This is a genomic window from Methylobacterium sp. WL69, from assembly GCF_008039485.1.
GTDB lineage: Bacteria > Pseudomonadota > Alphaproteobacteria > Rhizobiales > Beijerinckiaceae > Methylobacterium.
Genome location: NZ_VRUZ01000002.1, coordinates 1 through 13,445, shown reverse-complemented (window position 1 = coordinate 13,445; position 13,445 = coordinate 1). Strand labels below are relative to the sequence as shown.

Below are 13,445 nucleotides of genomic sequence, written 5' to 3'. Positions count from 1 at the left end.
CGTTCATGGCTGGGATGTTCACGGCTTCTAAGGACGGTTCGGGCCAGGGTCGGGCTGCGTTCGCCCCCTCCGTGCCACGAGGCGCCCCGTGCTCCTGAGCCACACCCTCCGGTATCTGCCGGCCCAGCTCATCGGGCCCGTGGCGCAGTTCGCCGCCGTCGTCGCCTGGACGCATTGGCTGCCACCGGCCGAGTACGGCATCGTCGCCCTGGTCATGGCCCTGCAGGAACTGGTGTTCCAGCTCTGCCTCGCCTGGTGGTCGGCCTACGTCCTGCGCTACGGCGCCGCCCTCGGCACCGACGGCCGCGCCGGACAGGCGGCCCACGAGAACGCCGTGCTGCTCATCAGCGCCGGGCTCCAGATCGGCGTGACCTGGGCGGTCCTCGCCACCGGCACCGCGCCCCTGACGCCGGGCTTCCTCGCGGCCGCCCTCGGCTTCACCATCAGCCGCACCCTGACGACGCACCTGGCCGAACGCGCCCGGGCCGGCGGCGCCATCGGAATCTACACCCTGGCGCAGACCGCCGGACCCGTGGCGGGCTTCGCCCTGGCGGTCGTCCTCGCCCGGGCCGAGAACTCGGCCACCGCGGTGCTCGCGGGTTTCGCCCTCGCCCACGCCGCGGTGCTGCCGATCCTGTGGCTGCGCCTGCCCCACACCGGCGCCATCTGCCTCGACACGGGAATCGTGCGCGTCGCCCTCGCCTACAGCACGCCGCTCCTCGTGAGCGGCAGCATCGCCTGGGCCTCGGTGAACGGCATCCGGGTGATCGTCGAGCGCCTCGACGGGGCCGTGGCCGTCGGCCTGCTCTCCGTCGGCTGGGGCCTCGGCCAGCGCCTGCTCTCCGTGGCGGCCATGCTGGTGACGGCCGCCGCGTTTCCCCTGGCCGTGCGGCGCATGGAGCAGGGCGGCCCGGCCGAAGCCTACGCCCAGGTGGCGCGCAACGGCATCTTCCTGCTGGCCGTGGTCGTGCCGGCGACCGCCGGGGTGATCTGGCTGACGCCGGCCCTGGTCGACCTCCTCATCGGCGCCGAGTTCCGGGAGATGACCCGCGTCCTCCTGCCGGTGGCGGCCCTGGCGGCGGCCGTGCGCAACGTCCGCGTCCACTGCGCCGACCAGGTGTTCCTCCTGCGCGAGAAGCCCGGCATCCTCCTGAAGGTCACCCTCGTGGAGAGCGCCGCGACCCTGGCGGGCTGCACCGTCGGGCTCCTCGCCGGCGGCCTCCTCGGCGCCTGCCTCGGGTGCCTCGCCGGCAGCGCCGTCGGCTTTCTGGCCTGCTTCGGCGCCGCCTACCGCGAGGGCCTGCGGGTGCCGGCCCGGCCCGTCGCCCGGATCGCCCTCGCCACCGGGATCATGCTCGTGCCCCTGGCCTGGATGCCGCCGAACCCCGGCTGGCTCGTGCTGGTGGCCGCCATCGCGGGGGCGGGCACCCTCTATCTCGCCGTCCTCGCCCTGCTGTTCCGCGAGGACTGGCCCGAGCGTCGGCAGCCGGCCTGAGCCCGCCCCGGTCCGATCAGGGCGCAGACGCCCTCAGCCGTCCTCGCCGCCCGGCAGAGGGGCGGCGGGGCCGGGTTTCGTCCCGGCCGCGCTCAGCCGGCGGCGCAGGGCCACGATCCACGGCTGGGTCCGGGCCACGCGCCGGGCGCCCTCGACGCCCCACGGCACGAGCCCGCGGGCGGAGAGGGGGGCGAGCACGCCCGCCAGGGGCACGGACACGACGCCGAACCGCCGCTTGTACTCGTAGTCGCCGATGGTGAAGTCGAAGGTGCGCGCGCCCTGTCCATGGAGGTGCTCCATGGTCCGGGCGATGAGGAGGCGCCCCGGCGAGGCGTTGCGCCATTCGCCGCCGGCCGCCGCGAGGCGCACCATGGCGTAGTGCTCGCCCGTGCGCAGGCCGAGCAGGGCACCCACCACCTCGTGTCCGGCGGTCAGCGCCGTCAGCACCACGCTGCCGTCGTGCAGGCCCCGCTCCACCAGGATGCGGTAATGCCGGGCGATGGCGGGATCGTCGAGGACGTAGGGCAGGCCGAGGTCGGCGATGCGCCCGCGCTGGAGCCGCTCCAGGGCGTCGAGGATGGCGGCGCCCTCCGTCCGGTCGTGGATCTGCCGGAACGCCGCACCGTCGTGGCGCGCGAACACCCGCCCGCTGCGCTCGATCTCCTTGCGGAAGGTGCGCTGCAGGCCGCGCTGGAACGCCTCCCACGGGCCGTCGATGCGGATGAGGTTGCCGTTCAGGGACGTCGGGACGGCGCCCGGCCATCCGGCGACCGGGCCGACGAGCTTGGTCAGGCGCAGGAGGTCGGCCGGCGGCAGGGCCGCCCGCACGGCCTTCGCGATCCCGGCCCAGGCCCCGGGCCCGGACGGGGCGGCGGGGCCGAGGAGGGCGGCGTTGTAGTCGGTGATCCCGCCGTCGGCGAAGCCGACGACCCGCAGGCCGCCGGCGCGCTCCAGCACCCAGGGCAGGGCCAGCGCGATCCGCCCCGTGCCCGCCTCCCGCACGGTGACGAGGAGGGGCGTCACGTGGGGGCACGCGCCCAAGGTGGCGTACCACGTCCGCAGCCAGGCTCCGTCCTGGAACGGCGACGCGACGCCCGCCTCCATCAGGGGGCGCCACAGGTCCTCGACCGTCGCCCAGTCCTCGGCGATGGCGACATCGTAGGCGAGCGCGCGGGCGTCGCCCGCGGTCGCTTCAAGGGGGAGGGCGAGGGACATGGTGTTTCCGGGCCTCAGACCGCGGCCGGGGACGCGTCGGTCTTGGGCAGATCGACGATCTGCCCGAGCCGCGCGCGGTCGAGGCGGAAATCCACCGGCGGACGGCCCTTCTTCTCGGCCCCGCGCATGGTCCATTTGCGGTTCTTGAGGGCCTTCTGCATCACCGCCTTGGCGAGGAAGCCCGGCCCGTCGGTGGCGCGGCTCTTCGGCGTCACCCCGAGACGGCTGCGCAGGATCGCGTTGCCGACATTGACGATGTGCTTCCGGCGGATCTCCTGCGTCCAGTACTCCATCGTCATCGAGACGTTGAGGCAGTCGAAGTTCTCGACGCGGTGGGGCGCGTTGAGGGGCCAGTGCATCATCTGCCCCGGCTCGAGGTCGTAGGCCGTGGCATGCTCCTCGAACCAGGGCTGGTACGGCATATCGATCTCGTGCCCGAACAGGGCGATGTCCTCGAGGTCGTGCGGCTGGAGGAACGGCGGGGTGTTCGGGTAGAGGTACAGGCGCTTGCGGCCCATGATCTGCCACAGGGCCTGACCCGGCAGGTCGCAATGGTAGTACACCTGCGCCTTCGGCGAGGAGATCAGGATGCCCATGCCCTGGTTCTCCGTGTCGAAGTCCGGCATGCGCTGCTTGAGCTCGTCGAACACCCCGGTGAGGAGCTCGTCGTAACGCCGGTCGATCTTGCGCACGTCGCGCAGGTTGATCCAGATCCGGCCGTTCTCGATGGCGTCGATCACCTCGGTGCCGGACAGGTCGCCGATCTCGCCCTCGCGCCACAGGCGCCGCTGGCCGGCCGGGCCCATGTGCACGAGGTTGTACGACTTGCGCGGATAGTTCTCGATGAGGCTCGCCAGCGCCGCGCGGGAGAACAGGGGCGATTCGTGCAGGCGGTGGGCCAGCCGCAGGGGCTGATGCTTGAACAGCTCCGCGTGCTGGGGCGTCCAGTCGGTGAAGACGGGGTTCTGCGTCGCGCTCATGACATCCTCGTGTGCGGGTGGGGCGGCGTGTGAAGGGGTGGTGTCGTCAGTCTGGCGGCGGGACCGGCCGGATGGGGCGGGTCGACCGTTCATTCCGGGTCCCGTCGTTCCATGGGTGGGACGCCTTGTGCCGTTTCGGGGCGCCCGGCCGATGCCGTGCGTGCGATGGGGACGTGCCAGGCAAGCCGTGGGCCCGATGTGAGCCTAGACATCCAGGTTGCGTCCTGTCGTGCGGCGCTGCCCGCATGGATAACAGCGTCTTAATCGAATGGAGAGATCGATTCCTCAAGACAACGGGTGATCGAGGACCGGTCTCGTGTGCGCCGATGTTTAAGGTCGATTCCCTAAAGCGAGCATTCCCGCGCGATGCTATCCACAGGTTGGTCGCAACGGCCGTTTTCGTCACGCGATGAAGGGTTTCGGAAACGGTCCCGCGCCTAGGGTCCAGACCAAATCGGCATGACCGGCGCGGCACTTGCTGTCGTCGGTCGTCGTCCGCCGTCCCTGCTCCGGAGCGGGACGGAGCGAACGCCGTACGGAGCGCGAGACGTGAGCCTCGACATGCCTACCACCCAGCCCCCGGACGGTCCCGTCGAGCGGCGGCAGTCCGGTGACCTCGTCACCTTGAGCGAACTCGGGGCGATCCTGCGGCAGCAGGCCGTCGCGATGATCCTGGTCTCCGCCCTCGTCCTCGCCGCCGCCGTCACCTATCTCAGCCTCGCCCAGCCCCTCTACCGCACCGCCGCGACCCTGCTCCTCGACCCGCGCGGCGGCACCAGCCTCAGCGCCGATTCGGGCGTGCGCCAATCCATCGACGCGAGCGTGCTGGAGAGCCAGGCCAAGCTCATCGCGTCGCCGGCGGTCCTGGGCCGGGTGGTGGAGGCCGAGCAGCTGACCCGAAATCCCGAATTCGGCAGCGGCCGCCCCGGCCTGCTGCAGCGCCTGAGGCAGATGGTCGGCCTGCGCGCCGAGGCCCCGACGGGGCCGCCCCCCACGGCGGAGGCCCAGGCCCAGGCGGCGACGGGAGCGCTCGCGGAGCGCCTCGTGGTCCGCCGCTCGGAGCGCACCCTGATCCTCGAGGTCGAGGCGTGGTCCGTCGATCCGAACACCGCCGCGCGCCTCGCCAACGGCGTCGCCAAGGCCTTCATCGACGATCAGATCGACACGAAGTCGAAGGCCTCCAGCGCCGAGAGCGTCTGGATCGACCGGCGCCTGGCCGAACTCGGCGACAAGATCCACGACGCCGAGGCGCGGGTGGAGACGTTCAAGACCCAGGCCCGCATCGTCAGCGCCAACGGCCGGCTGGTGAGCGAGCAGAAGCTCGAGACGGTCAACGCCGAGTTCGCCAAGGCCCAGCTCAAGACCTTCGACGCCCGCACCCGCCTTGCCGAGACCGAGCGGGCCCTCAAGACCGGCGATCCCGGCGCCACGGGGGACGCGGCCAAATCCGGGGTGATCCAGCAGCTGCGCCTGCAATACGCCGACATCCGGCGCCAGCAGGACACCCTCGGCACCACCCTGGGCGCGCGCCACCCCGCCCTCCAGGAGGTCGGCCAGCAACTCGCCGGCATCCGCTCCCTCATCGCCGCCGAACTGCGCCGGATCGCCGAGACCCAGCGCGGCGAAGTCACCATCGCGCAGGCCAACGAGACCCTGCTCAAGCGCCAGGTCGACGACCAGAACCGCGAGGCGAACCAGACCAACCAGTCCATCGTGCGCCTGCGCGAACTGGAGCGGGACGTGGAGGCGGCGCGCGCCATCTACTTGCGCTTCCTCAAGGCCAACGGAAACCTGGCCCAGGACAGCGTCGACACGCCCGTGGCCCGCATCATCGCGCCGGCCATCGCGCCGGCCAAGCCATCGAGCCCCAACACCCGGGCGGTCCTGCTCATCGCCCTCGCCTTCGCCGTGGCGGCGAGCCTCGTGGTGGCGATCCTGCGCCACCGCCGGCCGGTGGCGGTGCGGCGCGCGGGGGTCGGGCGCGGCCTGCCCTTCCCCGGATCGACGGAAGCCGGTCCGGCCTTCCAGCACGCCGGTGCGTCCGCGCCGCGCCCGTCCCGATCCTCGGTGAGGTATTGAGCATGCCGCCCCCCGGATCCGCCCTGCACGAGGCAAGCCTGACGATGGCCCCGATCCCGCCCGCACCGGGCGCTCCCCCGCGCATCGACGGGCAGTTCGTCAACGTCGCGGATTCCGCCGGGGCCGTGGCCGCCGTGCGGGAGCGCGCCGCCGCGGGACGCGGGTTCACCTTCTTCACCCTGAACCTCGATCACCTCGTCAAGCTGCGCGCCCATCCGGGCTTCCGCGCCGCCTACCGGTCGGCGACCCTTGTCAGTGCCGACGGCTGGCCCGTGGCCCGCCTCGCCCGCCGGGGCGGCGGGGGCGGGGAGGCCGTCCGGGTGACCACCGGGGCCGACCTCGTCGCCCCCCTGTGCGCCGCCGCCGCCGCCGATGGCGTGCCCGTCTACCTGTTCGGGGCCACGGAGAAGAGCCTCGCCGGGGCCGCCGCCGCCCTGCGCGCGGCGAGTCCGGGCCTCGACATCCGCGGCTGGCACGCGCCCGCCTTCGGGTTCGACCCCCTGTCGCCGCAGGCCGACGCCGATGCCGACCGGATCGCGGCCTCCGGCGCCCGCCTCGTCTTCGTGGCCCTCGGCGCGCCCAAGCAGGAGCTGTTCGCGGCCCGCGCTGCCGCGCGGCATTCCGGGCTCGGCCTCGTCTGCATCGGGGCCGCCCTCGATTTCCTGTCGGGGAGGCAGGTGCGGGCGCCGCGCCCCGTCCGGGCGGCCCGCCTCGAATGGCTGTGGCGCCTGGCCCATGCCCCGAAGGCCCTGGGCGGCCGCTACGCGCGCTGCGCCGGCCTGCTCGCCCGCCTGAGCGTCGTCGAGCCGGCCCTGCGGGCCCTCGGTTTTCGCGATGTGCAGGAGGGTGGGAGCGCGCCCGAGCCGTCGCGCGCCCGCATCTGCCTCATGTACACCATGGACCCGCGCGGCGCGAAGGTCGGCGGCATCGAGACCCATATCCGCCAGATCCTGGCCCACCATCCGGCGGATGTCTCCGTGCTGTTCGTCGGCACCGACGAGGTGGGCGACTGCACCCTGGGCGAGGTCCGCACCCTCGTCGTCGAGGGACGCACCATCGATTTCCTGCCCGTGGCGCGGATCCGGGCGCAGGACGTCAACCACGCGGCGAAAAGCCTGGGTCAGTCCATCACCCTGCACTACGTCCTCGGCGCCCTGCGCCACCTTCGGGCGATCCGGCGCGCCATCGGGCCGGGGCCCGCCACCGCCGACCTCCACCGCTTCGAGTTCGCGCCCCTGGCGCGCCTGCTGGGCCTGCCCGCCTTCCAGATGGTCCACGGCGAGGGCAGCCGGGGCGACCGAATGGATTCCCTCATCAAGTCGTACTGGTACCTCCACGCGCTCGGCGAGCGCCTCGCCCTGCGCTGGGCCACGGGCATCTTCTGCGTGAACCCCGCCATCGTCGCCCGCATCGCGAAGGAGTTCCCGAAGGCGCTGCCCAAGGCCGAGGTGCTCACCGTCTCCGTCGACACGGCCCTGTTCTCGCCCCACCCCTTCGCCTGCGGGGACGGGGTGTTCCGCATCGTCTTCGCCGGGCGCCTCGACGCGTTCAAGGACCCGGCCCTCATCTTCGCCACCGTGGCGGCCCTGCGCACCCGCCTCGGCGGCAAGGTCGAACTCCATTACGTCGGCGCCAGCGATCCGACGCGGTTCCCCGAATTCGCGGCCGTGAGCGACATCACCGTGCGCCACGGCTTCCAGGACGCGCGGGGCGTCGCCCGGATCATGGCCCTGTGCCACGCCGGCATCCTGACCTCGTTCTTCGAGGGCATGCCGTGCTTCCTCCTGGAGGGCCTCGCCAGCGGCCGCCCGTTCGGCGCGATCCGCCTGCCGCAATTCGACGGGCTCATCGTGGCCGGAACCAGCGGCTTCCTGGTGGAGCGCGGCGCCGATACGGAGACTTCGGCGGCCCTCATGGCGGAGCATTTCGCCGGCCTGTGGAACGGCATCCGCCTCGGCCACCTCGATCCGGCGGCGATCCACGCCAAGGCGGCGCCCTACGCGGTGACCGTGCAGATGAACCGGCTGTTCGCCCGGCACCGCGCGGTCCAGGGGCGCGCCGCCCCCGTCGACGTGCCCGCGACCGCGGCCTGAGCCGCCCATGCGGGATGGAACGAAGCCCGTCCGGGTCGGCGTGCGCCTGGACGGGCGGGCGCCGCGCCGCTGGCACCTGCGCCTCCTCGAGGCCCTGGCCGCCCTGCCGGGCGTCGACCTTTTCGTCGCGCGGTCACCGGGGCCCGGTGGGCTGCCCGCCAATGCCGCACTCCTGTTCGCCGTCGAGGCCCGCCTGCGGCGCCTGCCCGGCGACGGCCCGTCCGCGCCCGTGCCGCTGGCGGCCCTCGCGGCCTATCCGGACTTCGGCCCGGTCGACCTCGGGCAGCCCGGCCTCGTCCTCGACCTGTGCGGCGACGTCGCCCCGGCGCCGGGCCTGCGGGTCTGGCGCCTGACCTTCGACGGCACCTGCGGGGAGGCCGGCCTCCTCGCATCCCTCCTCGCCGGGCGGACGCCCGTCGCCGCCCTCGTGGAGGGGGAGCGGGTCGTCGCCGCCGGGCGCCTCGGCACCGAATCCCTCACCGTGATGCGGGCCGCGTTCGAGGACGGCCTCGTGCGCACCGTCGATCTGATCCGGTCGGCCCTCGTGGGCGAGGGAATCGGGGAAGGAGCCGGTGCCTGCGGATGGCCGGTGTGCGCAGACGCTCCGCCCCCGATCAGCTTGTCCCGCGCGACCATCGGCCTCCGGGCCGTCACGATCCTCGCCCGCACGGTGGCGGCGCGGCTGCACCGCCTGGGCTACCGGACCCCGCACTGGCGCGTCGGCTGGCGTCACCTCGCCGGGCCGGACCTCATCGACCTGCGCCGCCTGCCCGACCACGGCTGGCACGACCTGCCCGATGACGGTCTGCGCTTCTACGCCGACCCGTTCCCCATCGTGCACGGGGGCCGCACCATCCTGTTCGTGGAAGAGTATCCCCACGCCACCGGCCGGGGCGTCATCTCCGCCGTCGCCTTCGGCCCGGACGGCCCCGAGGGCGTGCCGGTGCCGGTGCTGGAGGAGCCCCATCACCTGTCCTACCCGTTCGTGTTCGAACGGGACGGCGCGCACTGGATGATCCCCGAGAGCGGGGCCGCCGGCACCGTCGATCTCTACCGCGCCACCGCCTTCCCGGGCGGCTGGGTCAAGCAGGCGACCCTGGTCTCCGGCGTGACCGCGAGCGACGCCACCCTCCTCGAACACGGCGGCCGGTGGTGGCTGTTCGCCACCGTGCGCGAACAGGGGCTCGGGCAGCCGGAGCGCGCGGCACGCGGCGCCTATTCCGATGCCCTCCACCTGTGGTCGGCGCCGGATTTCCGCGGGCCGTGGACCCCGCATCCGCGCAACCCCGTCCTCATCGATTTCGCCGCCGCGCGCCCGGCCGGGCGCATCGTGGCGCGGGACGGCGCCCTGATCCGCCCGGTGCAGGATTGCCGGCGCGGCTACGGCGCGGCCCTGGCCCTGGCGCGGATCGACCGCCTCGACGACGGCGGCTACGCCCAGACCGTGGAGACCACCCTCCGCGCCGGCCCCGGCTTTCCCGGCAACCGGCTCCACACCCTGAACCGGACCGACGCGTTCGAGTTCATCGACGGCTCGGGATCGTCCCCGCGTTACTGGCGGCGGCGGCCGTATTCGTAATGCAGAGCGAAGGCCCCCGCCGCGGGTCCCGTCCTCCACGAAACACACGATAATTTAATCCCGCCGTTTCGGAACCGGCGCGCGCGCCCCGGGATTGCCGGTCCGCTGGATCAGGCTTGGCCGGGCGGATGTCCGCCGGCGCGGGACGGGTCCGCGCACCCTATGCGATCTCAAGACGTCCGCGACGTCAGGAAGGGCTCAACGTGTCCGAGCCAACGATGAACGGCGCCGCCGTGCGCGCGCCCTCGGCCCGCTCGCTGCGCGGCCTCGACGCCCTGAACTTCTTCCTCGCCGACGTGCGCGACGGCCTCGGGCCCTATCTCGCCATCTACCTCATCGCCGTGCGCGGGCCCGACCAGGGCTGGAACGAGGCCACCACCGGCCTGATCATGACCATCGCGGGCATCGCCGGCCTCATCGCGCAGACGCCCGCCGGCGCCCTCATCGACCGGACCAGCCGGAAGCGCGCCGTGGTCATCGCCGGGGCCATCGCGGTGACGGCGAGCTGCCTGCTGCTGCCGTTCATCACCAACTTCTACCTCGTCGCTGCGACCCAGTCGGTGGCCGGCATCGCCGGGGCGATCTTCCCGCCGGCCCTGGCCGCCATCACCCTGGGCGTCGTCGGCCCGAAAATGTTCGCCAAGCGCATCGGCCGCAACGAGGGCTTCAACCACGCCGGCAACGCCGCCTCGGCGGCCATCGCGGGCGGCACCGCCTACTTCTTCGGGCCCATCGTGGTGTTTTGGCTCATGGCGGTCCTGGCGTTCTGCAGCATCGGCGCCATGCTGATGGTGCCGGCCGACGCCATCGACGACGACCTCGCCCGCGGCCTCGATCACAGCACGACCGAGACGAAATCCGATGCCGACGAGGAACCCTCGGGCTTCACCGCGCTCCTGAAGAACAAGTACCTCGTCCTGTTCGCCGTCCTCGCCGCCCTGTTCCACCTCTCCAACGCGGCCATGCTGACCTCCGTGGGCCAGCTGCTGACCAAGCTGTCGGGGAAGGACAACGCCACCTCGCTCATCGCCATCTGCATCGTGGCGGCGCAGCTCGTCATGGTGCCGGTCGCCGTGTTCGTCGGCGCCAAGGCCGACGCCATCGGCCGCAAGCCGATCTTCCTCGCGGCCTTCGGCGTGCTGGCGGTCCGCGGCGTGCTCTACACCCTGTCGGACAACCCGTTCTACCTCGTCGGCGTCCAGCTCCTCGACGGCATCGGTGCCGGCATCTACGGCGCCCTGTTCCCCCTCGTGGTCGCCGACCTGACGCGGGGCACCGGGCGGTTCAACGTCTCACAGGGGGCCGTCGCCACGGCGCAGGGCCTCGGCGCCGCGCTCTCGGCGACGCTCGCCGGCGTCATCATCGTCTCGGCGGGCTATTCCACCGCCTTCCTGGCGCTGGCCGCCATCGCGGGCGCGGGCTTCGCCCTCTACCTCTTCGCCATGCCGGAGACCTACGGCTACGAGCCCGGCCGCGGCGGCGCCACCGGCGGGGGCGCGACGCCCCTTCCGGCCGCGGCGGTCTGAGGCGGATCGTCGTGTCGGCCCGCGACGACATCCTCGCCTTCGCCCATATCGGCGACCTGCACATCACCGACGCGGACGCGCCCAACGCCCGCGACTTCGCCACCATCGTGGACCAGATCAACGCCGCCGACGGGCTCGATTTCGTCTACCTGCCGGGCGACAACGCCGACAACGGCACGCCCGCGCAATACGCCGTCGTCCGCGCGGGCCTCGACCGCCTGACCCTGCCGGTCCACGTGATCACCGGCGACCACGATGTCGAGGGCGGCGGCCTCGACGCCTTCTACGCCGGCCTCGACGCCCGGCGCCTGCCCTACGCCACGGACGTGTCGGGCCTGCGCTGCCTGTTCCTCGACATGAGCGGCCCCGGCTCCGGCGGTCCCGACTTCCGCCTCGGGCCGGACCAGCTCGCCTGGCTCGAGGGCGAAGTGCAGGGCGCCGAGCGGGACGGGTTCGACTGCGCCCTGTTCATGCACACCTACCCGGCCGACCTGAAGGGCGACGGGGAAGCGACCCGCGTGGCGCACCTCGTCTCGGGCTCGCGGGTCCGCCTCGTGGAGATGGGCCACACCCACTACAACGAACTCGCCAATGACGGCCGCACGGTCTTCGCCGCCACCCGCTCCACCGGGCAGATCGAGGAGGGGCCGGTGGGTTACGCCGTGGCCGCCATCGACCGGGGCGTGGTGAGCTGGCGCTTCAAGGAACTTGCCCGGCCCTGGCCTTTCGTCCTCGTCACCGCCCCGGCCGACCGGCGCCTCGCCCACGACGCGGCCGATGCCGAGCACATCGTCGGCGACACCATCGAGGTCCGCGCCCTCGTGCTGGGCGAAACCCCCGTGACCGCCTGCGAGGTCAGCGTCGACGGCGGGCCCTGGCAGGCCATGGAACGGGCCGAGGGCGATCGGCGCCACCGCGCCCGCATCGCCTGGGGGCCGCGGGCCCGCCGCCTCGTGGTCCGCGCCTTCGATGCCGCCGGCGGCACGGACGCGGATGCCGTCGAGCCCACCCGCGACGCCGCCGGCATCCCGGCCTCGAAGGGCCTCGGCAGCGACGCCGACGCCCTCGGCGCTTGGCCCGAAAAGGGCCTCTTGGGCACCCAGCTCGGTCCCAACCGCAACGGCCGGCCCTGGTAGGCGCCCGCCGAACCGCCGCCCTCCGAACGCTCCGACGAAACCGGTCCCCCGATGCCCGCCCTGCCGATCACGCCCCACCTCGCCACCTGGATCATCGCCGGGCTCGCCACCCTCGGGGTGATCGTGCGCCCGTTCGCGTGGCCCGAGGCCGTGTGGGCGGTGCTGGGGGCCGCCGCCCTCGTCCTGCTTGGGCTGATCTCGCCCGAGACCGCGTGGGAGGGCGCCCGCAAGGGCACGGACGTCTACCTCTTCCTTATCGGCATGATGCTGATTTCTGAGGTCGCCCGGAAGGAGGGGCTGTTCGACTGGCTGGCCGGCATCGCGGTCCGGGCCGCCAGGGGCTCGGCCACCCGGCTGTTCCTCCTGGTCTACCTCGTCGGCACCGTGGTGACGGTGTTCCTCTCCAACGATGCCTGCGCGGTGGTGCTGACGCCCGCCGTCTACGCCGCGACCAGGGCGGCCAAGGTCGAGAACCCGCTGCCCTACCTCTTCATCTGCGCCTTCATCGCCAACGCGGCGAGCTTCGTCCTGCCGATCTCGAACCCGGCCAACCTCGTCGTCTACGCCACCCACATGCCGCCGCTGCTCCAGTGGCTCGCCCGCTTCGCGCTGCCCTCGGCGCTGGCGATCCTCGCCACCTACCTCGTCCTGCGCCTGACCCAGAACGCCGCCCTGAAATCCCAGACCGTCGCGCGGGACGTCGAGGCCGTGGCCCTGTCGGGCACCGGCAAGGTCGCGGGCGCCGGCATCGTCGCCACGGCCGGCGTGCTGCTGGCCGCCTCCGCCTACGGCCTGGAACTCGGCCTGCCGACCTTCTGCGCCGGCCTCGCCACCACCCTGGTGGTGCTGGCGATCCGGCGCGGCGGCGCCGTCGCGGTGGTCAAGGACGTGTCGTGGAGCGTGCTGCCCCTGGTGGCGGGCCTGTTCATCCTCGTGGAATCCCTGGAGAAGACCGGTGTCTTGGCGATGATCGTCGCCTGGCTCAAGGGGGTCGCCGAGGCTTCCCCGGCCGAGGCGGCCTGGGGCGGCGGCCTCGCCGTCGCCGTTCTCTCCAACGTCGTCAACAACCTGCCCGCCGGCCTCATCGCGGGGGCCGCGGTGCAGGCGGCGGACGTGTCCGAGCGGATCGCCGGCGCCATCCTCATCGGCATCGACATCGGGCCCAACCTCTCCGTGACGGGCTCGCTCGCCACCATCCTGTGGCTCACCGCCATCCGCCGCGAGGGCCAGGACGTGAGCTTCTGGCGCTTCCTCAAGCTCGGGGCCCTGGTGATGCCGCCGGCCCTGATCCTGGCTCTGGCCGGCCTCCTCCTGGTCTGATCCCCCCTCGTCCGACCCCCCC

General features: G+C 72.9%; 9 protein-coding genes. 7 read left to right on the top strand and 2 right to left on the bottom strand.

From position 1 onward, the window contains the following. The first annotated feature begins 88 nt into the window (after window positions 1-88). Window positions 89-1,495: an oligosaccharide flippase family protein gene (locus FV218_RS00870; RefSeq protein ID WP_147708358.1), complete on the top strand. Its 1,407-nt coding sequence runs from the start codon at window positions 89-91 to the stop codon at window positions 1,493-1,495. Between the two features lie 33 nt (window positions 1,496-1,528). Here the strand turns inward: FV218_RS00870 and FV218_RS00865 are convergent, their stop codons facing one another. Together FV218_RS00865 and FV218_RS00860 are read right to left on the bottom strand one after the other, a co-directional pair. Further along, window positions 1,529-2,710, bottom strand: a complete 1,182-nt coding sequence (locus FV218_RS00865) for a GNAT family N-acetyltransferase (protein WP_187272923.1) — start codon at window positions 2,708-2,710, stop codon at window positions 1,529-1,531. Window positions 2,711-2,724: 14 nt separating this feature from the next. Continuing rightward, entirely contained in the window at window positions 2,725-3,690 is a 966-nt protein-coding gene (locus FV218_RS00860; RefSeq protein ID WP_147708356.1) for a cupin-like domain-containing protein, read from the bottom strand. Window positions 3,691-4,239: 549 nt separating this feature from the next. Between FV218_RS00860 and FV218_RS00855 the strand changes: the two genes are divergently transcribed. The 6 genes from FV218_RS00855 (at window position 4,240) to FV218_RS00825 (ending at window position 13,423) form a co-directional block, all read left to right on the top strand. After that, window positions 4,240-5,769, top strand: a complete 1,530-nt coding sequence (locus tag FV218_RS00855) for a GumC family protein (RefSeq protein WP_187272922.1) — start codon at window positions 4,240-4,242, stop codon at window positions 5,767-5,769. A 2-nt stretch (window positions 5,770-5,771) separates the two neighbouring features. Beyond that, window positions 5,772-7,862 carry a WecB/TagA/CpsF family glycosyltransferase gene (locus tag FV218_RS23040; RefSeq protein WP_246684932.1) on the top strand — a complete coding sequence of 697 codons (2,091 nt, stop codon included), beginning with the start codon at window positions 5,772-5,774 and terminating at the stop codon, window positions 7,860-7,862. Between the two features lie 7 nt (window positions 7,863-7,869). Further along, window positions 7,870-9,441, top strand: a complete 1,572-nt coding sequence (locus tag FV218_RS00840) for a formyl transferase (RefSeq protein ID WP_147708354.1) — start codon at window positions 7,870-7,872, stop codon at window positions 9,439-9,441. Window positions 9,442-9,659: 218 nt separating this feature from the next. Further along, complete coding sequence (locus FV218_RS00835) at window positions 9,660-10,967, top strand: MFS transporter (protein WP_147708353.1); 1,308 nt, start codon at window positions 9,660-9,662, stop codon at window positions 10,965-10,967. Between the two features lie 11 nt (window positions 10,968-10,978). Further along, window positions 10,979-12,103, top strand: a complete 1,125-nt coding sequence (locus tag FV218_RS00830) for a metallophosphoesterase (protein ID WP_147708352.1) — start codon at window positions 10,979-10,981, stop codon at window positions 12,101-12,103. Window positions 12,104-12,154: 51 nt separating this feature from the next. Further along, complete coding sequence (locus FV218_RS00825) at window positions 12,155-13,423, top strand: arsenic transporter (RefSeq protein ID WP_147708351.1); 1,269 nt, start codon at window positions 12,155-12,157, stop codon at window positions 13,421-13,423. Window positions 13,424-13,445: the final 22 nt, after the last annotated feature.